This window comes from Streptomyces sp. NPDC001020, from assembly GCF_053599115.1.
Map to the genome: position 1 here is coordinate 137767 of NZ_JBSFLQ010000001.1, position 24081 is coordinate 161847.

General features: G+C 69.8%; 24 protein-coding genes and 1 pseudogene. 11 read left to right on the plus strand and 14 right to left on the minus strand.

Annotation, left to right across the window (positions count from 1 at the left end; genetic code table 11):
- Positions 1-63: 63 nt before the first annotated feature.
- The 6 genes from ACWDEX_RS00650 to ACWDEX_RS00675 form a co-directional block, all read right to left on the minus strand.
- Complete coding sequence (locus ACWDEX_RS00650) at positions 64-1092, minus strand: DUF6879 family protein (RefSeq protein ID WP_450460915.1); 1029 nt, start codon at positions 1090-1092, stop codon at positions 64-66.
- A gap of 41 nt (positions 1093-1133) precedes the next feature.
- Complete coding sequence (locus tag ACWDEX_RS00655; protein WP_450460916.1) at positions 1134-2102, minus strand: SCO2521 family protein; 969 nt, start codon at positions 2100-2102, stop codon at positions 1134-1136.
- A 1-nt stretch (position 2103) separates the two neighbouring features.
- A complete protein-coding gene (locus ACWDEX_RS00660) occupies positions 2104-3087 on the minus strand; it encodes an SCO2522 family protein (RefSeq protein ID WP_450460917.1) in 984 nt (327 codons plus the stop codon).
- Positions 3084-4001 carry an SCO2523 family variant P-loop protein gene (locus ACWDEX_RS00665; protein WP_450460918.1) on the minus strand — a complete coding sequence of 306 codons (918 nt, stop codon included), beginning with the start codon at positions 3999-4001 and terminating at the stop codon, positions 3084-3086. Before ACWDEX_RS00665 ends, ACWDEX_RS00660 begins: the two co-directional genes overlap by 4 nt.
- A 3-nt stretch (positions 4002-4004) precedes the next feature.
- Positions 4005-5846 (minus strand): SCO2524 family protein, encoded by a 1842-nt coding sequence (locus ACWDEX_RS00670; RefSeq protein WP_450460919.1) that lies wholly within the window; start codon positions 5844-5846, stop codon positions 4005-4007.
- 71 nt (positions 5847-5917) lie between these two features.
- Entirely contained in the window at positions 5918-6706 is a 789-nt protein-coding gene (locus tag ACWDEX_RS00675) for an SCO2525 family SAM-dependent methyltransferase (RefSeq protein WP_450460920.1), read from the minus strand.
- 263 nt (positions 6707-6969) lie between these two features.
- Between ACWDEX_RS00675 and ACWDEX_RS00680 the strand changes: the two genes are divergently transcribed.
- Positions 6970-7503 carry a GNAT family N-acetyltransferase gene (locus ACWDEX_RS00680; protein WP_450460921.1) on the plus strand — a complete coding sequence of 178 codons (534 nt, stop codon included), beginning with the start codon at positions 6970-6972 and terminating at the stop codon, positions 7501-7503.
- Positions 7504-7525: 22 nt separating this feature from the next.
- Here ACWDEX_RS00680 and ACWDEX_RS00685 read toward each other — a convergent pair whose 3' ends face one another.
- Together ACWDEX_RS00685 and leuA are read right to left on the minus strand one after the other, a co-directional pair.
- Positions 7526-8230, minus strand: coding sequence for a TerB family tellurite resistance protein (locus ACWDEX_RS00685; protein WP_450460922.1), 705 nt, complete (start codon positions 8228-8230; stop codon positions 7526-7528).
- A 184-nt stretch (positions 8231-8414) separates the two neighbouring features.
- The gene (gene leuA, locus ACWDEX_RS00690; protein WP_450460923.1) at positions 8415-10136 is read right to left on the minus strand and encodes a 2-isopropylmalate synthase; all 1722 of its coding nucleotides are present in this window, start codon (positions 10134-10136) and stop codon (positions 8415-8417) included.
- A 345-nt stretch (positions 10137-10481) separates the two neighbouring features.
- Between leuA and ACWDEX_RS00695 the strand changes: the two genes are divergently transcribed.
- Positions 10482-11552 (plus strand): M4 family metallopeptidase, encoded by a 1071-nt coding sequence (locus tag ACWDEX_RS00695; RefSeq protein WP_450460924.1) that lies wholly within the window; start codon positions 10482-10484, stop codon positions 11550-11552.
- Between the two features lie 32 nt (positions 11553-11584).
- Positions 11585-11851 carry a protealysin inhibitor emfourin gene (locus tag ACWDEX_RS00700; RefSeq protein WP_450460925.1) on the plus strand — a complete coding sequence of 89 codons (267 nt, stop codon included), beginning with the start codon at positions 11585-11587 and terminating at the stop codon, positions 11849-11851.
- 64 nt (positions 11852-11915) lie between these two features.
- On the opposite strand, the gene ACWDEX_RS00705 is transcribed toward ACWDEX_RS00700, so the two are convergent.
- Positions 11916-12635 carry a TetR/AcrR family transcriptional regulator gene (locus ACWDEX_RS00705; protein ID WP_450460926.1) on the minus strand — a complete coding sequence of 240 codons (720 nt, stop codon included), beginning with the start codon at positions 12633-12635 and terminating at the stop codon, positions 11916-11918.
- Positions 12636-12699: 64 nt separating this feature from the next.
- Between ACWDEX_RS00705 and ACWDEX_RS00710 the strand changes: the two genes are divergently transcribed.
- The 5 genes and pseudogenes from ACWDEX_RS00710 to ACWDEX_RS00730 all read left to right on the plus strand — a co-directional run.
- Entirely contained in the window at positions 12700-13422 is a 723-nt protein-coding gene (locus ACWDEX_RS00710; RefSeq protein WP_450460928.1) for an SGNH/GDSL hydrolase family protein, read from the plus strand.
- 164 nt (positions 13423-13586) lie between these two features.
- Positions 13587-14657 (plus strand): PhoH family protein, encoded by a 1071-nt coding sequence (locus ACWDEX_RS00715; protein WP_450460929.1) that lies wholly within the window; start codon positions 13587-13589, stop codon positions 14655-14657.
- A gap of 12 nt (positions 14658-14669) precedes the next feature.
- Entirely contained in the window at positions 14670-15167 is a 498-nt protein-coding gene (gene ybeY, locus ACWDEX_RS00720; RefSeq protein ID WP_450460930.1) for an rRNA maturation RNase YbeY, read from the plus strand.
- Positions 15164-16474, plus strand: coding sequence for a hemolysin family protein (locus ACWDEX_RS00725; protein WP_450460931.1), 1311 nt, complete (start codon positions 15164-15166; stop codon positions 16472-16474). The genes ybeY and ACWDEX_RS00725 overlap by 4 nt, the downstream gene beginning before the upstream one ends.
- A 47-nt stretch (positions 16475-16521) precedes the next feature.
- A pseudogene (locus tag ACWDEX_RS00730) lies at positions 16522-16653 on the plus strand (MmcQ/YjbR family DNA-binding protein); the annotation flags it as partial.
- Here the strand turns inward: ACWDEX_RS00730 and ACWDEX_RS00735 are convergent.
- Entirely contained in the window at positions 16615-18099 is a 1485-nt protein-coding gene (locus ACWDEX_RS00735) for an MFS transporter (protein ID WP_450460932.1), read from the minus strand. The pseudogene ACWDEX_RS00730 and the gene ACWDEX_RS00735 overlap by 39 nt on opposite strands.
- Before the next feature lie 145 nt (positions 18100-18244).
- Here ACWDEX_RS00735 and ACWDEX_RS00740 point away from each other — a divergent pair, with 145 nt between their 5' ends.
- The 3 genes from ACWDEX_RS00740 to era all read left to right on the plus strand — a co-directional run bounded on the left by ACWDEX_RS00740 (position 18245) and on the right by era (position 20488).
- Positions 18245-19060: a helix-turn-helix transcriptional regulator gene (locus ACWDEX_RS00740; protein ID WP_450461105.1), complete on the plus strand. Its 816-nt coding sequence runs from the start codon at positions 18245-18247 to the stop codon at positions 19058-19060.
- A gap of 28 nt (positions 19061-19088) precedes the next feature.
- The gene (locus ACWDEX_RS00745; protein ID WP_450460933.1) at positions 19089-19442 is read left to right on the plus strand and encodes a cytidine deaminase; all 354 of its coding nucleotides are present in this window, start codon (positions 19089-19091) and stop codon (positions 19440-19442) included.
- A gap of 86 nt (positions 19443-19528) precedes the next feature.
- The gene (gene era / locus ACWDEX_RS00750; protein WP_450461107.1) at positions 19529-20488 is read left to right on the plus strand and encodes a GTPase Era; all 960 of its coding nucleotides are present in this window, start codon (positions 19529-19531) and stop codon (positions 20486-20488) included.
- An 88-nt stretch (positions 20489-20576) separates the two neighbouring features.
- Here era and ACWDEX_RS00755 read toward each other — a convergent pair whose 3' ends face one another.
- From ACWDEX_RS00755 to ACWDEX_RS00770, 4 genes are all read right to left on the minus strand, one after another.
- Positions 20577-21689, minus strand: a complete 1113-nt coding sequence (locus tag ACWDEX_RS00755; protein ID WP_450460934.1) for a carbohydrate kinase family protein — start codon at positions 21687-21689, stop codon at positions 20577-20579.
- Positions 21690-21754: 65 nt separating this feature from the next.
- The gene (locus tag ACWDEX_RS00760; RefSeq protein WP_450460935.1) at positions 21755-22747 is read right to left on the minus strand and encodes an adenosine deaminase; all 993 of its coding nucleotides are present in this window, start codon (positions 22745-22747) and stop codon (positions 21755-21757) included.
- Between the two features lie 51 nt (positions 22748-22798).
- Entirely contained in the window at positions 22799-23704 is a 906-nt protein-coding gene (locus ACWDEX_RS00765) for a ribonuclease Z (RefSeq protein WP_450460936.1), read from the minus strand.
- Between the two features lie 14 nt (positions 23705-23718).
- A complete protein-coding gene (locus tag ACWDEX_RS00770; RefSeq protein ID WP_450460937.1) occupies positions 23719-24072 on the minus strand; it encodes a histidine triad nucleotide-binding protein in 354 nt (117 codons plus the stop codon).
- Between the last annotated feature and the right edge of the window lie 9 nt (positions 24073-24081).

Genomic DNA, 24081 nt, shown 5'->3' on the forward strand with positions numbered 1-24081 from the left:
GGTGGCGGCCGTCGTCGCGGTGGTCACCGTGGACCGCCGCGATGTGTGAGGCGCGCGGCGGGGTCAGCCGGACGTGGCGGTGGGCTCGGGCTGGGGGTCCGGATCGGCGGGCCCGCTGGCCTCCCAGAGCACGTTGAACCGGTTGACCCGCTCCTCGACATGCTCCCGCTTCATCTTCAGCGTGGTCTTGGCGGGCACGACCCGCACATCCGGCTCCGTCTCGTAGCACAGTTCACTGTCGAAGATGATGAAGTCGTTCAACGGGGTCACCTGGGCGCTGGGTTCCAGCAGCGACTGGACCGCGATCCGCGCGTCGATGCCGAACCGGCGCTGCGTCGCGCAGATCCTCTCCAGGCTCTCGGTGACGTCGTCCGGCCCCTCCACGAGGAACAACCGCCGTATCTCCACCCCGCGCTTCTTGATCGCGTCTCCCTGCGCGGCCAGATAGCGCTTCGCGGGCTCGCTGGACCAGAAGTCCCGGTCCACGTCGGTGCTGGTCGCGTAGAGCGTGCTCTTCGCGCACCTGGTGAGGTCGATCAGCCACTCGTGGTTCTCGCCCGGACAGTCCGCGCTGCCGTTGCTGAGGCTCTCCATCAGCGAGGCGAGGCGGGCGATCTCCTCCTGGGCGAAGGTCTTCACGATCTCCGAGCCCTGCTCGCCGACCTGTGTGTACTTGCGGGCCAGCCGGGTCACCCCGTCGGAACGCAGCACCGAACGGTCCACCTGACTGAACAGCTCCGTCGCGTCGTTGATCTTGGCGAAGCGGTCGTCGACCACCGCGAGCATCTCCGCGTGGTGGCCGCCCAGACGGTCCTTCATCTCACGGATGCGTTTCTTCTGGCCCTCCTCCATCGCCTCCAGCCGTTCCTCGAACTCCACGAGGTACTGGATGATCAGTGCCGCGCCGCCCAGGACGACGGACACGGTCAACTGCCACACCTGGTTCTTGTCCTGGTCCAGGACGTTGGTCAGCACATAGGTGCCGGTCGCCACCAGGATGGTGATCAACGTTCTCTTGAGCAGCTTCGCCGTCTGCGGCTCGTCCCGGTTTCTCGGCGCGGCCCGCACTTCCCCTGACGATGCTCCGCTCATGTCGTCCTCCCCCGTCGGGTGTGTCATCGGTGCCGCCCCCCTTAGCGAGTGCTCAGCGCCTCGTGCAGCAACGGCACGGTCTGGACGGCCAGTTGGTCACGGATGCGCTGGACCAGGGTCTGCCACTGGCGAGTGAACCCCGGCTCCCGTTCCAGCACGTCCCACAGATGGCCCAGTGTGTGGTCCACGTGCGCGCGCGGCATCCACAGATGCAACAGGTGGTCGACGGCCGGGCGCAGCGCGAGGACGGCGGCAGGGCCGTTCGTCGCTCCGAGTCGGCTGTTGTCCAGCATGTGCACGACGGTCGTCAGCAGCCAGTCGTGCAGGGCGAGGTCCTCGCACAGTCCCGCGGCCGTGGCGGCCGGGATGTTCTCCGGCAGCCTGAGGGACACGGTCCGCAGCCCGTCCTCGGCGAGGGTGAATCGTTCCAGGGACGGGCCCTCGCCGGCCGGGGCGCGCCGCGCGGCCCAGCGCAGGTGGGTGCGCCGGGACTTGAAGGGTGCCTTGTGGTCGAGCAGCGGATGGCGCAGCAACTGGGCGAGCAGGCCCTCGGCGATCATTCCCAGGTCCAGTTCGCCGCGCCCACCTCCGCGCAGCACACCTTCGGCGGTGGCCTGTTCGGGGAGCTTTCCGAGGGGTTCGACGAGACCGGGCCGGACGAGGTAGTGGCCCCAGGGCCGGCGCAGGTCGGGACCGCCGGCCGGGGCACTGAAGTAGGCCGTGGCCTGCAGGAGGCGGCCCTCGGTGAGCGCGGCGCGGGCGGCCACCGTGCCGACGGCACGCACCCTGGCACCGTTCGAGGTGGGAAGTCGGCAGTCCACGCCGGTGAGGACGTCCGGGGAGAGCGCGTACAGGTTGGGCCGTTCGGAGACGCGGACCCTCTCGTCGGCGCGCAGCCTGAGCAGTTGGGCGGCGGCCCGGCCGTCCAGCGCCTGGAAGGACGGCAGCAGACAGGTGCGCACCTCGCCGCAGGCCAGGACCGGAGACGCCGGTGGTGCGGAGGCCGGCATCTCAGCTCTCCCCGTGGGAGGAGACGCCCGATGGCTCCTCGTAGTACACGTAGGTGGCGCGCTGTGCGACCGCGGGCGGCACCGGTGCTCCTTCGCGGGCGGACCGCTCGGCGACCTGCCGCAGTGCGCCGGCGTCGACGTCTATCTGGTCGAGGATGAGCCGGACGGCGTCCTCGACGGGCAGGAAGCGGTTGGCCATCAGGCTGCAGGTGCGGTACGCGCTGAAGGGTGACGCGGCGGCGTTGAGCTGGAGCAGTGGCGGCAGTTGGTCCCAGTCGTGGGGGAAGTCGCCGCCGTTCCAGGGACGCGGGGTCAGTACGGGTTCGCCGAGGTGGCGCAGCAGACCGAGGCGGGCCAGTTGCCAGACGGCGGCGAGGAACGGGCAGGACCACAGGCGCTGTCCGTCCTTCTCCGACCACAGTTCGACGTCCATGAACACGGAGTGGTTGCGGGCGGCGGTCTCCTGGGGCGGCTGCCAGCCGGTGACCTCGCCCATGGCGGTGCGCTGGCCGGGGGCGCGCTGCCCGTTGGCGAGCCAGCCGGTCTGGCTGACGGGCGGGCGGGAGCCGGAGCTGTTCGGCGGCGGCGACTCCACGAGGCGGTGCATCACGGCCTCGGCCAGCTCGATCTTGTCGGCGACGGCGCAGCCCGACTCGCGGGCCAGGTAGTCGATGACCAGGCCGGCCCGCTCGGCCTCCTTGAGGACCACGGGGACGAGTTCGGCGGGGGTGGAGAAGCGCGTGAAGTAGTCGTCGATGAGGAAGCAGGTGCTGATGCGGGGCCGTTTGCCGCCGGTGCGGCGGGCGGCGGAGGCGCGGGCGGCCTCCACCCAGATGCGTACCTCGGCGAAGTGCTCGCGCAGCCGCTCGGGGCCGGCTTCGAAGTCCTCCATGTAGAGGTGGCCCAGCTCCAGGGAGAGATGGGCCAGCGGCACGGACTGAGTGCGGGGCTCCGCAGTCGTCTCCCGGAACACGGATTCCGTCACGGCTGCTCCCAGAACTTGTCGTCGGTGAGCCGTCCGGCCAGCTCGCTCAGCGCCTCCCAGGTCTCCCGGTTGGCGATCTGGCTGTCGAGCACGTCCTCGTCGGTGATGAGCTGCTCACGCCACTGCAGGACAGGTTCCAGCGGCACGGAACCGAGGACCAGGCTGTAGCCGATGCCGTAGTTGGAGGCGAGCAGTTTGAGGTCGCGGTCGCACTCGCGCATCCAGGCCGACTGGGTGGGCGACACCTGTGACCACAGCGGCGACTCGGGGTCGGGTACGGCGGCCCGTACGAAGCGGATGACGCTGCGCAGCGCCTCCTCGTCGTGACCGCGGGCCACTCCGCCGGCGACGATGCCGCGCTTGCCGAAGACCAGGCTCGCCGCGGCCGCCACATGCTGGCGGGTCCAGCGGTGGTAGACGAGCCAGCGGGCCTCGACACCACTCATCTCGCGCTGCGAGGTGGCCTCCAGGACCATGTCGACGGCATAGCTGCGGCCGGCGCTGAGATCGACGACGATCAGGTCGAACTCGCCGTTGAGCCGGAGCAGTAGGTCCACACAGCGGCGCAGGTTGTCCTCGGTGGTGGCGAACTCTCCGCCGCTGACGTCGCCCGGCATCAGCACCAGACGGCCGGACCCCGGCGGTCGGCTGCGCAGCACCCGGTGCTCGGTTTCCGCCCAGACGTCGATGCGGGCCGGCTCGGCGACCTCACCGATCAGATACGAGTGCAGGCCGCGGTCCTCGGCGGCCTGGCGCGCGTCGGGCACGTCGAAGACGGCCGCGGCGGTGGGTGAGCCGAAGTCGAAGTCCAGATAGCAGACGTCGTCCCCGGCAAGCGCCCGGTGGTACGCGAGGTTGGCGCTGGTGACGGACCGGCCCGTGCCTCCCTTGTCGGAGGCCGCGAAGACGAGCACGGCTCACACCCCCTGGACCGCGGCTTCGCGGGCACGAGCGAGGGCGTCGAGCTGCCCCAGCACGTCGAGCGTCAACGCACAGGCGGTACCAGGCTGTTCGTCCACAAGTCTGCGCGCACGGCGCAACTTGACCTCGATGCTGCGGAGTTCCATCCCGCGGTTGCCCCCGGAGGCCGGTGCGGGCTCCATCTGTTCGTTGCCGAGGATGTGGGTGGACTCACTGAGCAACGCCCGTGCCAGCACCATGAGTTCGGAGCTGCGGATCGGCGGCTGCCGATACATCTGGTGGACCTGGACCATCACCTCGGTGACGCGCTCCGTGATGCTCCAGGAGACCGGGCCCTCACGGGTGGGCGAGTCGGGGTAGGCGGCGTGGACGTTGTCCCACAGGCCGATGCCCTCCCCGTCGCGGATACGGCGCCGCCACAGGTGGCCGAAGATGTCCTCGGCGAGCCTGAGCAGCCGGTCGTGCGACGTGAGGTTGCGGGAGAGTGTGCCCAGTTGGATGGTCCGCTTGAGCAGCTGCGCGGAGAAGTCCGTCATGGTCCACTGCATGGGCGGCCCGACGCGTTCGCTGCCCTGCAACGGCAGGGTGACGCCGGGGTTGTGCAGCCGGACCATGGGGTCGTTGCGTGTCAGGCGGCTGGTGATCCGGCCGCGTTCGGCGAGGCGTTCCATGACGCTGACGGTGCGAGTCAGGTCGTCGTCGGTGGCGCGGCGCCGCATCAGGTCGTGGACGAGGATGGCGGCCACGGAGAGGGAGAAGTACTCCGATTCCAGCTTCTGGCCCGTGGTGCGCCAGGGGATGTCCTCCAGGGGCCAGCGGTCGGGGTCGAAGCGTGCGATGCCCGACCAGTACTGCTGGGTGATCTCCCAGCGCAGTCGTAACGCCTCGGCGAGCCGCTGCTGTTCGGGGTTGAGCAGGCCCAGGGTGAGGGTGCGGTCGGAGAACAGGTCCTGGATACCGTCGAGGGCGACGACGGTGAAGTAGAGGTACGGCACCGGGTTGGCGACCCCGTCGGGCTGCGGCCCGATCGGTTCGTCGGTCTCCACCTCGGGCGCGTCCTTCACCAGGCTCCAGGCCCAGCCGCACTCGAAGAGCTGGTTCTCGTCCTTGAGGCCCTCTTCGACGTCGAGACCGAGGGTGAGGCTCTCGATGATCGCGGCTCGCAACGCCCGGAAGCGGCGCTGGAAGTTCTGCAGCACATGCCGTTGCGACAGCCGTCCCTGGCCGAGGAGTTCACAGAGTGTGCGGCCCTGGGAGGAGTCGGTGTCGAAGACCTCGACCGTGAACGAGCGCAGCAGGCTCACCATGGCCGCGGTGAGCCGGTTGCTGGTGGCGGTGCGCAGTTCCTGCACCGTTTCCAGGATGTCGCTTCGGCGGGTCTTGGACTCGTACACCTTGAGGAAGCCGAGCGTGGCCAGACAGAGGGTGATCGACATCGAGTACGAGTCGACCACCCCCAGTTCACGCTGTTCCCTGGTGAGGTCGCGGTCCTTGTCCGCCGAGACGAAGTAGTGGCCGCCGGCGAACGTGGGCCTCTTGTCGTCGCCGGTGTGCGTGCGCATGAACTGGGCGGCGGCCGTGACGAGGTTCGCGGGAAGCTCCAGCCGTCCGCCGGCCTTCTTCAACACCTTCTGGACGTCGTCCTGCGTGGTGTCCGGGTCGTCCAGCCGGAACGCCGGGATCTCGGTGGCCGGGTACAGAAGGCACAGCAGGCGTTCGGCGTCGGCGACACTGCTTTCCTCGCCCCATTTACCCCATACCCACTCTCCACCGTCGAACGAATGGCGGGCGATCGCCTGCCAGATGTCCAGCAGATGCTGGCGTGGCTTGATCTGCATCCATGCCCCTCACACAGGCCGCACTGCCATCACTTGAGGAAGAGCCTTTTCCTACCCGGAATATGAAGCCCTCAACCGACCGGAATGTCAGGATCCGAATTCCGGCGGCCGCGAGCGACGATCATTCCCGAATACCCCTCGCGTACGGCGGCGGAGGCCTTGAGACGCATGGTCGTGAAGTCGCCGGCGAAAGGCGTGAGGCTCTCGTACACCTCCGATTCTCCCACGTCGCACGCCGGGAAGAAATGCTCGCCCGCGTGATAACCCTTCGAATGTTCCATGAACGCGGCGGCGAAGGGTGCGCCCGGCGCCAGCGCGCGCATGAAGCACTCGACCCCCCGGGCGAACTCCTCGCGGGAGGTGGTCATTGACTCCGCGACGAAGAACATGGTCCCCATGGACCACTTCCCCTCATGTCGCCCCAGATCGAAGAGGTCGCCCGCCTCGACCCGGACGGCCTTCCGGAACTTTGCGCGGGGGTCCGTGTCAAGGGCGGCGTACACCTCGTTCCTGCACAGGACGCGCCAGAACTGGTCCCAGTTCGTGTCGTAGGAAGCGACCTGACTCTCGAGGTAGCGCACGTTCGCGGGCGAGCGCTCGAAGAGCGTGATCTCGTCACACCAGGGCAGCATGGCCAGTGCGGGATAGAGGTTCGCGCCGGCCCCCACGTCGATACCCGAAACCGGCCCGGCGCCACGCCGTTGGAAATGATCGCCGAAATGATCGCGGAGGATGTGAAGGATCTCCGCGTCCTCCGCCTGCAAGTCGCGGTAATTGTGATCGACGTAGGCGATCGGGTCGAATGCACCCCAGGAGACATCCGCATTCAGCTGGGTATCCCCCGGCGATCTGAAGGTCATTGACTCACGGTACCAACGCCGGGGACCCAGCGTATCCCCCTTCGCCTCGACCGGGCGGAACAATTACGTCGCAGGGGCGCACCAGGGGGCGCATCGTGGCGAATGGATTTTTGGGCCTGTTCCGGCCTTGAACGGCCCAGATCGCCCCGTTCAAGATGGACGGGACTCTGTCGAACACACCCGAACGGCAGACAGCACGCGTCCCGTCCGTATCACCCGTACGGGCGTCAATGTGCCCTTGACTTCACCCGCAGGGGGGCGGCATGACTGCGTTTCCAGAGGAGCGTTTCCCGTCGCGCGGCGGCCTGAGCGGCCCGGCGCTGTTCCGTGACCAGGCGTTCGTCGACCGGCCGCTGACGATGAGGGGGGTCACCGAGGCGGATCTGCCCGAACTCGTCCGCGTCGACAGGGAGGCCTTCCCGGAGGAGCCGTACCCCTACTTCGTGCTCCGTCAACTGTTCGACCTGCACGGGGACCGCCTGCTCGTCCTCGACGACGGGGAACGCCTGCACGGGTACGTCCTGTTCGTCACCACGTCGGACGGCTACCGGAGTTGGATCGTCAGCCTGGGCGTCACCCGCGACCAGCGGGGGCGGGGACTGGGACGGCGGCTGATGCTGGAGGTGCTGCGCAGGCTGCGCGCCGAGGGGGTCCGCGAGGCCCGCCTGACGGTGGAGCCGACGAACGACGCCGCGATCACGCTGTACCGGTCGTTGGGCTTCTCCTCCGACGAGGGCGTACGCAAGGACTACTTCGGCGCCGACGAGGACCGGCTCGTCATGACGCTCGGCCTGTGAGGGCGCGGACCGGGGGCTCCCGTCACGAAGGGGTGCGCGCCGCCGCCAGCAGGCGTGTGACGTCGTCCGAACGGATCGTCAGGGCCGCGCCCACCGTCGTGAGGACATCGCGTTCCGCCGGGCTGTAGGGGCCGTCCGCGACGGCGATGCGGGCGCCCTGGAGCAGGATCGACTCCCGGCCCGCGGGGGCGAGGTGGGGAGCCAGGGGGTCCAGGGCCTCGTGGAGCTCTATGGCGAGGCCGGCACCACCGGGTTCGCACAGGACGCGGCCCGTGTCCGCGGCCAGCGCCTCGACCAGGGCGTTCAACTGCTCCTCCGTACAGTCGTCGAAGCCCGCGGAGCGGACCGCGGTCGCGGCCGTCTCCAGTGATGTCCGGGAGCAGGTACCGCCCGCGGCGAGGACCGCGAGGGCCACCGTGTGCACCGCGTCGCGGAGCATCGCCGAGAAGCGGGTGGTGGTGGGGTGGTCGAGGACGTCCGTGCCGTAGTGGTGGCCACAAGCCGTGCATTCCACCACGGGACCCGTTTCGCCGCGCGCGAGGAGGGGGACACCGGCCAAGGTGAAACGGCGGCGTCCGGTCAGCCGCTGGTAGTTGCGATCACCCCCGCAGCCGGGGCAGAAGAACTCGCCGTCCCCGGTGGTGGTCCACACGGTACGCATGCCCAGGACCTGCGAAACGCGGCCCGTGCGGGCTCCACGGCCGTTGCGTCCCCGTCCTGGCAGCACGTCGCACCTCCCGTAGCGCAGCGGCAACATCGCCGCTGTTTGCGTGATGTTAGCCACATTGGCGACGCCGAGTCAGTACCCCGGACGAGACCTCTCCGTGACATCGGACGGAATTGGCTGGTCCACGACGTGGCCCCGCCCGCCCTGTGGGGCGGACGGGGCCACGAACGTGCCGGTCAGAGGGTCAGCGGGCGGCGCGGTTGACCGCGGAGACGACCGCCTTCAGTGAGGCACGTGTCGTATTCGCGTCGATGCCGATGCCCCACAGCACCTTCCCGTCAATCGCGCATTCGATGTACGAGGCGGCCTGCGCGGATGCGCCCTCGCTCATCGTGTGCTCCTGGTAGTCCAGCAGACGGACGTCGATTCCGATGGACTGCAGGGCGTCGAAGAACGCCGAGATGGGGCCGTTGCCGGAGCCGGTCAGGGCCGTGTCGGCGCCGTCGACCGTGGCCTCGACCGTGAGGGTGTCGACGCCGTCCTTGTCCGTGGTGCTCTGGCCGGCCTTGACCTGGATGCGGCCCCAGGGGTTGTCCGGGTTCGGCAGGTACTCGTCCTGGAAGACCGCCCAGATCGCCGTCGGCGTGACCTCACCGCCCTCGGTGTCCGTCTTCGCCTGGATGATCTTCGAGAACTCGATCTGCATCCGGCGCGGCAGGTCCAGCTTGTGGTCGTTCTTCAGGACGTACGCGACACCGCCCTTGCCGGACTGCGAGTTGACGCGGATGACCGCCTCGTAGGAGCGTCCGACGTCCTTCGGGTCGATCGGCAGGTAGGGCACCGCCCACTCGATCTCGTCGACCGTCCGGCCCTGGGCCCTGGCGTCGGCCTCCATGGCGTCGAAGCCCTTCTTGATGGCGTCCTGGTGGGAGCCGGAGAAGGACGTGTAGACGAGGTCCCCGATGTAGGGGTGGCGCGGGTGGACCTCCATCTGGTTGCAGTACTCCCACGTGCGGCGGATCTCGTCGATGTGGGAGAAGTCGATCTGCGGGTCGACTCCCTGGGAGAAGAGGTTCATTCCCAGGGTGACCAGGTCGACGTTGCCGGTGCGCTCGCCCTGGCCGAACAGGCAGCCCTCGACACGGTCGGCGCCGGCCATCACGGCCAGTTCGGCGGCGGCGACGGCCGTGCCGCGGTCGTTGTGCGGGTGGGCCGACAGGCAGACGAACTCGCGGCGGGAGAGGTTGCGGTGCATCCACTCGAAGCGGTCCGCGTGCGTGGACGGGGCCGAACGCTCCACCGTGGCGGGCAGGTTGAGGATGATCTCGCGGTCCGGGCCGGGCTGCCATACGTCCATGACCGCCTCGCAGACCTCCAGCGCGAAGTCCAGCTCGGTGTCGGTGAAGATCTCGGGGCTGTACTGGTAGCCGAACTCGGTTTCGGGGCCCAGCAGCTTCTCCGCGTACCTCGTCACCAGCCGCGTACCGTCGACCGCGATCTGCTTGATCTCTTCCGTGGAGCCACGGAAGACGACCCGGCGGAAGACGGGGGCAGTGGCGTTGTACAGGTGGACGGTCGCGCGCTTCGCGCCCTTCAGCGACCCGACGGTCCGCTCGATCAGGTCCTCGCGGGCCTGGGTCAGCACGGAGATCGTCACGTCGTCCGGGATCGCGCCCTCTTCCTCGATGATCGAGCGCACGAATTCGAAGTCGGTCTGGCCGGAGGCCGGGAAGCCGATCTCGATCTCCTTGTAGCCCATCTTCACCAGCAGATCGAACATCGCCCGCTTGCGCGCCGGCGACATGGGGTCGATCAGGGACTGGTTGCCGTCACGCAGGTCCGTGGAGAGCCAGCGGGGCGCCTGGGTGATCCGCTTGTCCGGCCAGGTGCGGTCGGGGATCTCGACCTGCTCGTAGGGGCGGTACTTGTGGATCGGCATGGAGGTGGGCTGCTGACGGTTCGCCATGATGCGTGGGCTCCTCAGGGTGTCCGGAAGGACGGCCGACGACGCAACGCCAAGCTCCGCGGGGAGGGGGTCGACCTCGACTACAGGCCCTCGCCGCGGCAGCTAAGGAGGAGCAGCCCGAAACGCATGATGCTCCGCATGTTAGCCGAGCCGCACCGGATGCGAAGGTTCGTATCAGTATGCGGGACCGGGGTGACATTTCAGACAAACAGTGCGGCACATCACAGCCATCCCGGATGTTTCGGCCCCACACATCCCTACGGACCGCCGGACCCCTGGCCCGACTCTCCACAATCATGGCTGCAAGTAGTGACAGAGTGACTACACAGTGCAATGGTGCAGCGTATGACCACCACCAGGGGCCACGAGCCCGTCTTCTGCACCGTCGTACCACCGCATGTCCTCGACAGGCTCGCCCAGCACGAGGACGCTGCGCTCGCCACTCCGGCACGCCGCACCCTGGAGCGCGACGCCCTGGAGCGCACCCGCCGCCGGCTCACCACGGTCATCGGCGCGCCCACCGTGGCCCCGCCCCTGGACACGGCCGCCGGCCGGCCGCACCGCACCGTCTACGACGCCGGGCACCAGCAGACCCTGCCCGGCACGAAGGTTCGCGGCGAGCGCGACAAGCCCGGCAAGGACGCCACGGTCAACCGGGCCTACGCGGGTCTCGGCGCCACCTTCGAGTTGTATCTGAAGGCGTACGGCCGCGACTCCATCGACGGCAACGGGCTGCCGCTGGACGCGACCGTGCATTTCGGCGAGAACTACGACAACGCCTTCTGGAACGGCGAGCAGATGGTGTTCGGTGACGGGGACGGGGAGATGTTCCTCGACTTCACCCTCCCGGTCGACGTCATCGGCCACGAGCTCACCCACGGAGTCACCCAGTACACCGCGAACCTGGCGTACTTCGGCCAGTCGGGAGCCCTCAACGAGTCGGTCTCGGATGTCTTCGGCTCACTGATCAAGCAGTACACGCTCGGCCAGCCCGCCACCGAGGCCGACTGGCTGATCGGCGCCGGGCTGCTCGCCCCGCGCGTCTCCGGCACGGCACTGCGCTCGATGAAGGCGCCGGGCACGGCGTACGACGACGCGGCACTCGGCAAGGACCCGCAGCCCGCCACGATGGCCGGCTATGTGAAGACCAGCCGGGACAACGGCGGTGTGCACATCAACTCAGGGATCCCCAACCACGCGTTCTACCTGGTCGCCATCGCACTGGGCGGGCACGCCTGGGAGCGGGCCGGGCAGATCTGGTACGACGTGCTGACCGGCGGGCAGTTGAAGCCGCAGGCCGCCTTCGCGGACTTCGCGAAGCTGACGGTGGCGGCGGCCAGGGCCCGCTACCACGAGGGCGAGGAGCAGGAGGCCGTCCTCAAGGCCTGGGAGCAGGTCGGGGTGCCGACCTCGTAGCCGGGGCGATCGACTCGTACTAGACAGGTCTCATGCATATTCGGGTGAGGCGCACGGGCGGGTTCGCGGGCATCGAGCGACGGGGCGAGGTGGAGACCTCGCAACGGGCCGATGCCCAGGGGTGGCACGCCCTGGCCGAGCGGGCGCTGGCCGCGGGCCAGGGCACACCGCCGGCCGGTGTGCCGGACGGCTTCAGCTATGAGATCACCGTGGACGGCAGGACCGTGTACTGCGCGGATCCCCGGCTGACCGAGGAGCAGCGGGAGCTGATCTCGCGAGTGCTCAAGGAGGGGGCCTAGTGCTGCGGTCGGGGCGCTGAGGGCGGCGTCCCACCGGTGCCTGCGAGCAGCCCCGCGGGAGATGTCATCCGGCGGGGCGGGCACCGTCAGCGAGCCCGGACCGTACGGATCGTGCCGCCCGGTCCGGGGTGTCCCCGGCGGCGACCGCGAAGTCCCGCAGCATTCCGGCGAGCAGGTCGTCGGGCCCGTACGCGCCCAGGACGTACCCGGAGCGGGCGAGCTGGGCGAGCCCGTGCATCTGCGCGAAGAGCTGCCGTACGAGGAGACCGGCGTCGGCGTCGGCGCGGAACCGCCCGGCGGCGACGCACCGGAGGATCGCGTCGCGCGGGAACCGGATCACACGTGCGCCCATCTGCCGGTCCTCGTCGGTGAGTTCGAACCCGGCGAGGGTGGAGCCGCCGAACAGCACCGCATAGACCTCGGGCTCGGCGCGGGCGAACTCCTGGTACACGCGGCAGAGCGCGGCGATTTCGAGGACGGGGTCGGCGTCCGGACCGACGGCGGGCTCAACCCGCTCGACCCGCGCCTGGAACCGGTCGAACCCTTCCCGCATGACCTCCCGTACCAGCCCTGGCATCGAGCCGAAGTGGGTGTAGACGGCCATGGTCGAGGCGCCGACGGCCTTGACGAGCCGCCGGGCGCTGAGCGCGGAGGGCCCTTCCTCGACGAGCGTGCGAGCGGCTTCGTCGAGGAGGCGGCGGCGGATGTTGGGGACGGCAGGGTCGCGTGGGGTGGCTGATTCCCGTCGCTCCCCTGGGACGGATTCCGGGCGATCGGTTGACACAGGCAGCAGCATAACGTTGTTATTGGCAATAACGGCGTTATGCGACGAGCGACGGGGGCCAGGGATGTTCGCCAAGGGGATGCGGAGGCGGCTGGTGCGGCTTCCGGCGGCGGCCGGGGCCGACTCGGGCAGCACGGAGGGAAAGACGCCCGAGCTGAGGCTCGCCGTGATCGGGGACTCGGTGGCGGCGGGCGTGGGGGCCGCCGACCACCGGGAGGCGATGACCGGACAACTGGCTCAGGCGCTGTCGGCGATGACCGGGCGTGCCGTGTCCTGGCGGGTGGCCGCACGGGCGGGGGCGACGCTGGCGACCATACGGCGGGGGCTGCTGTCCGGGCTCACGGATCCGACCACCCGCTGGCGGCCGGACGTGGTGCTGGTGGTGGCCGGCACCAACGACGCGATGCGGCTGCGCAGGCCCCGGGCGTTCCGCCGCGATGTGGAGGGGCTGGTCAGGGACGTGCGGCTGCGTCTCGGCGAGGACGTGCCGGTGATCTTCGCCGGCCTTCCCTCGCTGGACGGCTTCGACACGCTCCCGCGCCCCGTCCGGGGACCGCTCGCTCTGTACGTCCGGCTCCTGGACCGACAGGTGAGGACGGTGGCCGCGAGGGGAGTCACCGTCTTCCACCTGCCGTCCGGCGGACCGCCCGAGTTCCCCGGCGAGTGGCTGGCGGCGGACCGCTTCCATCCGTCACCGGCGGGCTACCGGGCGTGGGCCAGGATCCTGTCGGCCCGCCTGGCCACTCTGACCGAGGCGATGCTCCCGGCGCCGTCGACCGGGCCCTGACCGCGGTGGCGACCGCGGCGGCCGGCATGGCCGCCGACGTCGTACACGTGCCCGAGGAAAAGCCCTACGGCTCCGTCAGTCCTGCGTCGTACCCTGGAACCGCCAGGCCGCCCGCAGTCGCGCGGCCCTACGGAGGAGGAATCGCAGGCCTACAGAGCCGGCCCATGACTCAGACACCCACAGCGCACAGCCCCGCGGAGGGACAGGCCCGAGCCCACTTCACGGTCCCCGCCCAGCACCCCATGGTCACCGTGCTGGGGTCCGGCGACTCTCTCCTGCGCGTGATCGAGAAGGCCTTCCCGGCGGCCGACATCCATGTCCGGGGCAATGAGATCAGCGCGGTCGGCGACGCTGGTGAGGTCGCCCTGATCCAGCGCCTGTTCGACGAGATGATGCTGGTGCTCCGCACCGGACAACCGATGACGGAGGACGCAGTGGAACGCTCGATCGCGATGCTCCGGGCGAGCGAGAACGGGGAGGGCCCCGAGGAGACCCCGGCCCAGGTGCTCACGCAGAACATCCTGTCCTCGCGCGGCCGCACGATCCGCCCCAAGACGCTCAACCAGAAGCGGTACGTGGACGCGATCGACAAGCACACGATCGTCTTCGGCATCGGCCCCGCCGGCACCGGCAAGACCTACCTCGCCATGGCCAAGGCGGTGCAGGCCCTGCAGTCCAAGCAGGTCAACCGCATCATCCTGACCCGCCCCGCGGTCGAGGCGGGTGAGCGCCTCGGCTTCCTGCCCGGCACGCTGTACGAGAAGATCGACCCGTATCTGCGCCCGCTCTACGACGCGCTGCACGACATGCTCGACCCGGACTCGATCCCGCGGCTCATGGCAGCGGGCACGATCGAAGTCGCCCCGCTCGCCTACATGCGCGGCCGCACTCTCAACGACGCCTTCATCATTCTCGACGAGGCCCAGAACACGAGCCCCGAGCAGATGAAGATGTTCCTCACCCGCCTCGGCTTCGACTCGAAGATAGTGATCACGGGTGATGTGACCCAGGTGGACCTCCCGAACGGGACCAAGAGCGGTCTGCGGCAGGTCCAGGAGATCCTGGAAGGCGTCGAGGACGTCCACTTCTCCCGGCTGTCGTCCCACGACGTCGTACGGCACAAGCTCGTCGGCCGTATCGTCGACGCGTACGAGCAGTACGACAGCAAGTACGGCACCGAGAACGGCACGCACAAGCCCCGCGGCAAGTCCGCGCACGGGCACAAGGGGAAGTAGACCAGCACCACCATGTCGATCGACGTCAACAACGAGTCCGGCACCGAGGTCGATGAGCAGGCGATCCTCGACATCGCCCGCTACGCGCTCGCGCGGATGCGCATCCACCCGCTCTCCGAGCTCTCGGTGATCGTCGTGGACGCCGACGCCATGGCGCAGCTCCACGTCCAGTGGATGGACCTGCCTGGACCGACGGATGTCATGTCCTTTCCCATGGACGAGCTGCGGCCCCCGTCCAAGGACGACGACGAGCCGCCGCAGGGGCTGCTCGGTGACATCGTGCTGTGCCCGGAGGTCGCCACGAAGCAGGGCGCCGAGGCACCGACGCGGCACTCCATGGACGAGGAGCTGCAACTGCTCACCGTGCACGGTGTGCTGCACCTGCTCGGCTACGACCACGAGGAACCCGACGAGAAGGCCGAGATGTTCGGCCTCCAGGCCGCCATCGTGGACGGCTGGCGCGCGGAGAAGGGTCTGACGGGCCCCTCCCCGGCCCCGACCGTGTCATGAGCCCACAGCTCGTCATCGGCGCCGTCGCTCTGATCGTCGTCGCCTGGCTCGCCGCCTGCGCGGAGGCGGGCCTGGCGCGCGTCTCCAGCTTCCGAGCCGAGGAGGCCGTGCGCGTCGGCCGGCGCGGCAGCGGAAAACTCGCCCAGGTCGCCGCGGACCCGACCCGCTACCTCAACGTGGCGCTGCTGGTCCGTGTCGCCTGCGAGATGGCCGCCGCCGCGCTCGTCACGTTCGCCTGCCTGCGCGAGTTCCACCAGACCGCCGAGGCCCTCCTGGTCGCGATCGCGGTCATGGTCCTCGTGTCGTACGTCGCGGTCGGCGTCTCCCCGCGCACCATCGGCCGCCAGCACCCGCTGACCACGGCGACGGCCGCCGCGTACGTCCTCGTGCCGCTGGCCCGTGTGATGGGGCCGATCCCGTCCTTGCTCATCCTCATCGGCAACGCCCTCACCCCCGGCAAGGGCTTCCGGTACGGCCCCTTCGCCTCGGAGGCGGAGCTGCGCGCCCTCGTCGACCTCGCGGAGAAGGAGTCCCTCATCGAGGCCGAGGAGCGCCGCATGGTGCACTCGGTGTTCGAACTGGGCGACACCCTCGTGCGGGAGGTGATGGTCCCGCGGACGGACCTGGTGGTCATCGAGCGCTACAAGACCATCCGCCAGGCACTGAGCCTGGCACTCAGGTCCGGTTTCTCGCGCATCCCCGTCACCGGGGAGAGCGAGGACGACATCGTCGGGATCGTGTATCTGAAGGACCTCGCCCGTAAGACGCACATCAACCGGGATGCCGAGTCGGAGCTGGTGTCCACGGCGATGCGACCCGCGACCTTCGTGCCCGACACCAAGAACGCGGGCGACCTGCTGCGTGAGATGCAGAAGGAGCGCACTCACGTCGCTGTCGTCATCGACGAGTACGGCGGCACGGCCGGCATCGTCACCATCGAGGACATCCTCGAGGAGATCGTCGGCGAGATCACCGACGAGTACGACCGCGAACTGCCGCCGGTCGAGGAGCTGGGCGACGACCGCTACCGGGTCACGGCCCGCCTCGACATCGGCGACCTCGGCGAGCTGTACGGGCTGGAGTCGTACGACGACGAGGACGTGGAGACGGTCGGCGGCCTCCTCGCGAAAGCCCTGGGCCGGGTTCCGATCGCCGGTGCGACGTCCATGGTGGAACTCCCGGACGGCCGTGAGCTGCAACTCACCGCGGAGGCCGCGGCCGGCCGCCGGAACAAGATCGTGACGGTGCTGGTGGAGCCGGTGGCTCCGGTCGATCCCCCGGACGGCGAGGGGAAGGGGCTGGAGTGACGCCCCAGGACTGTGTTCTCTGGGGGGAGGCCCCCAGACCCCCCGGGCGGCACTGGAACACGGTCACGGCCGACGGCGAGCTCCCGGACCGTCTGGTCCGGGAGCTCGTCGAGGATTCCTACGACCTGGTCGTCGCCGGCCTACCGCGAGCCGACCGCCTCCGCCTCGACCGCGCCTGAGACGGACCGCCTGGTACGCAGCCCCAGCGCCACCAGCACCGCCGCCGCCAGCACGATCGCTGCGTCGAGGGCCATGACCGTGTGGACGCCGGACAGCAGGTCGGTGGACGTGGTGGCAAGGACACCCAGCAACGGGATGCCGACCGTGATGCCCACCTGCTGGGTCGAGGTGACCAGCCCCGTGGCAAGCCCCTGCTGCTCGTCGGGGACGCCGGAGGTGACGGTGAGACCGTACGAGATGATCGCGCCCAGGTGGAACATGCTGGCCAGGGAGACGGCGGCCGTGGCCAGCCCCACCGACCAGCCGTGGACGTCCAGGCCCAGCAGTGCGGTGACCAGCACGCCCTGACCGGTCAGCGAGCCGATCAGTGTGCGGCGTGCGCCGAAGCGGCCGATGACCTTCGAGGCGTACGCGCCCGCCACCACGGACAGGGTGCCCTGGACGCCGAAGACCAGACCGGTCTCGAAGGCGGACAGGTGCAGGATCTCCTGGAGGTAGAGGGTCAGTACGAAGACCACCGTCGACATCATCGAGAAGGTGACCAGACCACCGAGGTTGCCGAACGCGACCGTGCGACGGCGCAGCATGGGCAACGAGACCAGGGGCTCGTCGGTGCGGGACTCGACGGTCACGAACGCCGTCAGCAGCAGCACGCCCGCCACCAGTGTGGCAATGACGTCCGTGCGGCCGAAGCCGTGGTGCGCCGCTGTCGACAGGGCGTAGATCAGGGAGAGCAGACCACCGGTGACCGTGATCGCGCCGGGCACGTCCAGGCGCGGACGCTCGGGGATGGGGGTGCCTCCCGTGCCCTTGAGGCCATGGGGGACGGACTCGGGGAGCAGACCGGGGGCGAGCGGCAGCACGATCACCGCGAACAGGGAGAGCAGGCCCATGGTGGAGCGCCAGCCGAGGGTGTCGGTGAGGACGCCGCCCGAGACCATGCCGACGGTGAAGCCGAGCGAGAGCAGCGTGCCGGAGACACCGAGGGCGCGGTCACGGGCCGGTCCCTCGGGGAAGGTGGTGGTCAGCAGTGACATCCCAGTGGGGACGATGGCGGCCGCCCCCAGGCCCTGGAGCGCCCGACCCGCCAGGAACGACGTCGGGTCCCAGGAGAACGTCGCGAGCAGCGAGGCCGCGCCGAACAGGGCCAGGCCGGTGAGGAACAGCCTGCGGCGGCCGTAGAGGTCGCCGATACGGCCGAACAGGAGCAGGAAGCCGCCGGAGGGCAGCGCGAACGCGGTGACCGCCCACTGCAGCGCGGACCGGCTCATGCCCAGGTCCTGGCCCAGGACCGGCAGCGCCACGTTCAGGACGGAGAAGTCGAGCGCGACCATGAACTGGGCGGCGCACAGGACGAAGAGGACGAGTTTGTCGCGCGTCGACAGCCGGGGGTCGTCGAGCGGTTCTCGTACTGCAGTGGTCGGTGTGGTGGTGTCGATCGCCATGGGCAAGAGCTTCGGGCGAGCGGAATACCAGTGGGGAGTCGCAACTTATGGTGGTGGCGGTACCACCAGACAGCACGAGGGGGACAGGTACGTGCCTGACGACGCGTCAAAGAGTCATCGGCTGCGGGAGTTGCGCGAGTTCCTGATGAGCAGGCGGGCCCGGGTCACCCCGGCTCAGGCCGGGCTGCCCGACGGCGGGGCACGCCGCCGTACCCCCGGTCTGCGCCGCGAGGAGGTCGCCGTGCTCGCGGGGGTGGGCGCCTCCTGGTACCAGTGGCTGGAGCAGGGGCGTGACATCTCCGTCTCCCCGCAGGTCCTCGACTCCGTGGCGCGCGTGCTGCGGCTGAGCAACGCCGAGCGGCGTCACCTGTACGTCCTCGCCGGGCTGAACCCGCCCGCGCCCGAGCCGGCGGCAGACCACGACTGCGAGGGCCTGCGGCGGCTGATCGACGCCTGGATGCCGTTTCCGGCCCACATCATGGACCGGTACTACAACTGCGTGACGTACAACGAGGCCGCGGGCTGGGTGCTCGGGATGCGGCCCGGGCACACCCAGAATTGCCTCGTCGACTTCTTCACCGACTCGATGTACCGCTCCCGTGCCAGGAACTGGGAGGACAACGCGGGGCTGGTGGTCGCACAGTTCCGGGCGGCGTGCTCGGCCAGCCCCGACGACGAGGGGTTCCGGGCGGTGGTGGATCAACTGAAGGCGTCGAGCCAGGAGTTCACCGAGTTGTGGGAGCGGCGGGACATCCAGGACGCCGGTGTGATCCGTAAGGAACTGGACCACCCACTGGTCGGTGAGCTGTGCCTCGAGTCGACGGCGCTGAAGGTCCCGGCACGGCCCGACCTGACGATCGTCCTGCACACTCCGCTGAAGGAGGCCAACACCGACGCGAAGCTGGAGTGGCTGGCCTCACCCGAGGGCAGGCGCGGGGCGATGTACCCCGTCGCGGGATGACCCCGGCCGCGCTTCGTATGCTCAGGGCATGACCGACAGCGATGCGCTCGACCCCGAGGACCGCAAGATCGTCACCCTGGCCCGTTCCGTACGGGCCCGCAACGGCGTGCCGGAAGGTGCGGCCGTACGGGACGAGACGGGCCGTACGTATGTGGCCGGGGCCGTGTCCCTGGACTCCCTGAAGCTGAGTGCGCTGCGCACCGCGGTGGCCATGGCCGTGGCGTCGGGCGCGAAGTCGCTGGAGGCCGCGGCCGTGGTGACGGAGGCGGAGTCCGCGTCCGCCGAGGACCTGGCGGCCGTACGGGACCTCGGCGGGACCGGGACGCCGGTGCTGGTGGCCGGCCCTGACGGGACGGTTCGCGCGACGGTGGCGGCGGGCTGACTTTCCGTGGTGCCGGGCGGTTTCGGGAAGATCGTTCCGTCCGGCGGACGACCGGCCGTGCGGTGGGGCTCCTGCGATCAGGGACAATAGGCGCCATGAGCGTTCGTACCCAGTCATCCGAGCCCACCGAGGCCGTCCATCGGGCAGGCTTCGCCTGTTTCGTGGGCCGTCCCAACGCGGGCAAGTCCACCCTCACGAACGCTCTGGTCGGGCAGAAGGTGGCGATCACCTCGAACCGGCCACAGACGACGCGGCACACGGTACGGGGCATCGTGCACCGGCCTGAGGCCCAGCTGATCCTGGTGGACACCCCGGGCCTGCACAAGCCGCGCACGCTGCTGGGCGAGCGGCTGAACGACGTGGTCCGTACGACCTGGGCCGAGGTCGACGTGATCGGCTTCTGCCTGCCCGCCGACCAGAAGCTCGGCCCCGGTGACCGCTTCATCGCGAAGGAGCTGGCGGGGATCAAGAAGACTCCGAAGGTCGCGATCGTCACCAAGACGGACCTCGTGGACTCCAAGGCCCTGGCCGAGCAGCTGATCGCGATCGACCAGCTGGGCAAGGAACTGGGCATCGAGTGGGCGGAGATCGTCCCCGTGTCGGCGGTCGGGGACAAGCAGGTGGAGCTGCTCGCGGATCTGCTGATCCCGCTGCTGCCCGAGGGGCCCGCGCTCTACCCCGAGGGCGACCTGACGGACGAGCCGGAGCAGGTCATGGTGGCGGAGCTGATCCGGGAGGCCGCGCTGGAGGGCGTGCGCGACGAGTTGCCCCACTCGATCGCGGTGGTCGTGGAGGAGATGCTGCCGCGCGAGGACCGCCCGGCGGACAAGCCGCTCCTGGACATCCACGCGAACGTGTTCATCGAGCGGCCGAGCCAGAAGGGGATCATCATCGGCCCCAAGGGCAAGCGCCTGAAGGAGGTCGGCATCAAGTCCCGCAAGCACATCGAGGCGCTGCTCGGGACCCCGGTGTTCCTCGACCTCCATGTGAAGGTGGCCAAGGACTGGCAGCGGGACCCGAAGCAGCTGCGGCGGCTGGGCTTCTAGTGCCGTGACCGGAAAGGTTTGCCGCGAGCCGGTGAACCTTTCCGGTCACAGCACTAGGCTGCGGGCGCGGGGTTTGGCCCCGCGCCGTTCACACCGACCTGCCGAAGCCGATCGTCGGCACCGCCCTGCGCCGCGGCCACGGTTCGACGCTCGCCTCCGGTACCAGCCCCTCCAGGAACGCGTACCGGCTGAGCGCCGCGGGCTCCTGGCCCTCGTACGACTGGACCCTGCGCCACCACGCCGCGATCTCGGACCATCCGGGCGCCGACAGCGACCCGCCGAACTCCTGCACGGAGAGCGCGGCCGTCAGACCCGCGAAGGCCAGCCGGTCGGCCAGCGGCCACTCGGCCAGCGTGCCGGTCACGAATCCCGCCACGAACACGTCCCCGGCGCCCGTGGGGTCCAGCGCCTCCACGGCGATCGCGGGCTCGCCGGCGGTCTCGCCCGTCCGCCGGTCCACGGCGTACGCGCCCTCCGCGCCGAGGGTGACGACGGCCAGCGGAACGTGTTCGGTCAGCGCGTGCGCGGCGGCGCGCGGGCAGGTGGTGCCCGTGTAGCGCATGGCCTCCTCTGCGTTCGGCAGGAACGCCTCGCAGTGTTCGAGATCGGCGAGGCCCGCCAGGTCCCAGGCGCCGGTGTCGTCCCAGCCGACGTCGGCGAAGACGCGGGTGCCCCTCTTGGCGGCCTTGGCGATCCAGGGAGCGGACCGGCCCGGGGTCAGCGAGGCGACGGCGGCCCGGGTGCGGGGCGGGCAGTCGGGGGCGGGCTCCTCCGGCGGCGGCTCGTGGCCGTGCGAGACCATGGTCCGCTCACCCTCGTACGCCATGGAGACGGTGACCGGGGAGTGCCAGCCGGGCACGGTCCGGGAGGGGGAGAGATCGATGCCCTCACCCTGCTCCAGGGCGTCCCAGCAGTACTCGCCGTAGTGGTCGTCACCGAAGGACGCCGCCAGCGAGGTCTTCAGGCCGAGACGGGCCAGGGCGGTGGCCATGTTGGCGACACCGCCGGGGCTCGACCCCATCCCGCGCGCCCAGGACTCGGTCCCGCGCACCGGGGCGGAGTCGAGCCCGGTGAAGATGATGTCGAGGAAGACCGACCCCGTGAGGTACACGTCCCACGACGGGTCCCCGGGCGTGCGCAGCGCCGCCAGCGGGTCGACATGGGCCTGGTGGTGCGGCCCCTCTCCGAAGTACGCGGTCACGGTGGGCTCCTGACACGATACGGATCCAGCCAGTTTGCACCACTCGTCCCGCCGGAAGGTGCGTCCTATCCGAACTCGTACGCGTCCACCTCGGCGAGGTAGCGGGCCCGACGCTCCTCGTCGTGTTCCAGGAAGGAGGCGACGAAGGAGTTGCGGGCCAACTCGCGCATCTGCTCCTTGCTCAGGCCGAGCGCGTCCCGCACGGCGTGGTAGTTGTCCCCGACGTATCCGCCGAAGTACGCGGGATCGTCGGAGTTGACGGTGCACAGCAGCCCCGCGTCGAGCATCGCGGGCAGCGGGTGCTCCTTCAGGACGTCGACGGCGCGGAGCCGGACGTTGGACAGCGGGCAGAGCGTCAGCGGCACGCGCTCGCGGACCAGCCGCTCGACCAGTGCCGGGTCCTCCATGCAGCGCAGCCCGTGGTCGATCCGCTCGACGCCGAGCACGTCGAGGGCCTCGGTGATGTACTCCGGCGGCCCCTCCTCTCCGGCGTGCGCGACCCGGCGCAGTCCGAGGGCGGCGGCGGCCTCGTACACCTCGCGGAACTTCACCGGCGGATGCCCGACCTCGGCGGAGTCGAGACCGACGCCGACGATCCGGTCCAGGTACGGCTCCGCCGCGCTGAGCGTCTCCAGCGCCGATTCGGCGGACTCGTCGCGCAGGAAGCACATGATCAGCTGGGTGGAGATGCCGTGGTTCTCCTCGCTGCGGCCGAGCGCGCGCCACAGGCCCTCGACCACCGTCTCCATCGGGACGCCCCGGGTGATGTGCGCCTGCGGATCGAAGAAGATCTCGGCGTGCCGCACGCCCTGCGCGGCGGCCCGCTCCAGATAGGCGTTCGCGAGGTCCTCGAAGTCCTGCTCGGTTCGCAGCACGGCCATGAGCTCGTAGTACAGGTCCAAGAAGGACTGGAGGTCCTCGAAGGCGTACGCCCTGCGTAGCTGGTCGGTGTCGGCGTAGGGCAGCTCGACGCCGCCCCGCGCAGCGAGGGCGAAGGCCAGCTCGGGTTCGAGGGTGCCTTCGATGTGAAGGTGCAGTTCGGCTTTGGGGAGAGGCATCGAAATATCGTACGGCTGTTTACGGCCACGCTTTCAGCCATGTGCCGACCGTCACCGCCGCTTCGGCACGGCCACCCGCATGAGATCGTGCGCCACGGTCAGCTCCCCTTCGAACCCGGCGTCCCGCGCCTGCCGCTCGAACGCGTCGGGGTCGGAGTAGCGCTGGCTGAAGTGGGTGAGGACGAGATGGCGGACGCCAGCGTCCGCGGCCACGCGCCCTGCCTGCCCGGCGGTCAAGTGGCCGTGGTCGGCGGCGAGTTGTGCGTCCTCGTCCAGGAAGGTGGACTCGATGACGAGCAGGTCGCATCCGTCGGCGAGCGCGTGCACGCCGTCGCACAGCCGTGTGTCCATGACGAAGGCGAACCGCTGCCCGCGCCGCACCTCGCTGACCTCGTCGAGCGAGACGCCGCCCAGGGAACCCTCCCGCTGTATCCGCCCGATGTCGGGCCCCTTGATGCCGTGCGCGGCGAGCCGTTCGGGCAGCATCCGGCGGCCGTCGGGCTCTACGAGCCGGTAGCCGTAGGACTCGACGGGGTGGGAGAGTCTGCGGGCCTGAAGGGTGTAGGCGGGGGTGACGGCGAGGGGCCCGTCGGCGTCGACCGGCGCCTCGGTCAGCGGGACGGTCTCGCGGTACGCCGTCGCGTACCGCAGCCGCTCGAAGAACCGCTGCCCCGACTTCGGATAGTGCGCGGTGATCTTGTGGGGCACCTGGTCGAGGTTGATGCGCTGGATGACTCCGGCCAGTCCGAGGCAGTGGTCCCCGTGGAAGTGCGTGACGCAGATCCGGTGCAGGTCGTGGGCGGCGACGCCGACGCGCAGCATCTGCCGCTGGGTGCCCTCGCCGGGGTCGAAGAGGATGCCCTCGCCGTCCCAGCGCAGCAGGTAGCCGTTGTGGTTGCGGTGTCGGGTGGGTACCTGGCTGGCGGTGCCGAGGATCACCACTTCACGTACGGACACGACGTCTTGTCCGGTTATCCGGGGGGCCACTGGAGGCCGCGGCCACCGAGGACGTGCGCGTGCGCGTGCCAGACGGTCTGCCCGGCGCCGCTGCCGGTGTTGAAGACGACGCGATAGCTGTCCAGCTTCTCCTGCGCGGCGACCTCACCTGTCTCGTGGAGCAGGTCGGCGGTGATGGCCGGTTCGGCGGCGGCGAGGGAGGCGATGTCCCGGTAGTGGGCCCTGGGGATGATCAGCACGTGCGTCGGTGCCTGGGGGTTGATGTCCCGGAAGGCGACGGTGGTCTCGGTCTCCCGGACGACCGTCGCCGGGATCTGCCCCGCGACAACCTTGCAGAACAGGCAGTCGTCCTGCGGCTCTCCCGCCATGTGGGTGCC